1 protein-coding gene and 1 pseudogene are annotated in these 755 nt (G+C 65.6%); both read right to left on the bottom strand.

All coding sequences use genetic code 11. From position 1 onward, the window contains the following. A pseudogene (locus CRM90_RS30040) lies at window positions 1-261 on the bottom strand (hypothetical protein); the annotation flags it as partial. A gap of 5 nt (window positions 262-266) precedes the next feature. Continuing rightward, window positions 267-638 carry a hypothetical protein gene (locus tag CRM90_RS30035; RefSeq protein ID WP_233209610.1) on the bottom strand — a complete coding sequence of 124 codons (372 nt, stop codon included), beginning with the start codon at window positions 636-638 and terminating at the stop codon, window positions 267-269. Window positions 639-755 lie beyond the last annotated feature (117 nt).

The raw sequence follows: 755 nt of genomic DNA, 5'->3' as shown, positions 1-755 counted from the left end.
CCACCAGGATCGCCGCGAGGCCAGCATCACCCCGCCATCCCAGGCCGTGGCGAACGATTGATCCACCGACACCCCGGCCAACCAGCCAGCGATGATCGCGGCTTCAATCGCCGCCCGGTCGGCGGCACCGATGCGCGAGGGGTAGGCCCGATCCTTCTGCGGCACCGGGTCGGCGACCCGCGGGCGAGGCGTGGACCGGTAATGCCAGGTCGAGCGCGACAGCTCGATCATGGCCAACGCCGCGCGTTGCGACCCGATCACCGCAGTCAGCTCGGTGACGAGGTCGTTCTCGAGGTCGAGGAATCGTCGAGATCCTGGATCGTCGGGGTGGCGTCGGGCTCGTTGACGTTCCTCTCGTGCAAGAGCCCGATAGCTTTTCCCAACGCATCATTGGTCGCTTCCAGCTCGCGCACCCGCGCCTGCAGCCGAGTGATCTCGGCTTCGTCGCGTTCCTGTTTAGCCGCCTGCGCTTGCGCCAGCGCCGATCGTTTCGCCGGGGGGACCGTCACACCGGTAGCCTCTCGCGGAATCAGGCCCCGGTCCAGATCACCAGCGAACACCGTCGCTTCCCAGCGTCTCAATTGGCGGATCGACACCCCCTGGGCGGCACGCCAGGACCCCTTCTGCCCATGGGGCATCAGATGATACTGAACGACAAACTCACGAATCTCCGCAGCCGTGAACCCCGGACTAATCGACACACACCCTCCTAGAACTGGTCGCGAACTGACTCACAACCAGCCTGGCAAAGAGGG

The organism is Mycobacterium sp. ENV421, from assembly GCF_002887815.1.
Taxonomy (GTDB): Bacteria; Actinomycetota; Actinomycetes; order Mycobacteriales; family Mycobacteriaceae; genus Mycobacterium.
The sequence above is the reverse complement of the archived record's forward strand: the minus strand, read 5'-3'. Positions and strand labels throughout refer to the sequence as shown.

Excerpts from the sequence above, each read along its gene's own strand:
- CRM90_RS30035 (WP_233209610.1), bottom strand. The coding sequence starts at position 638 with ATGCCCCATGGGCAGAAGGGGTCCTGGCGTGCCGCCCAGGGGGTGTCG.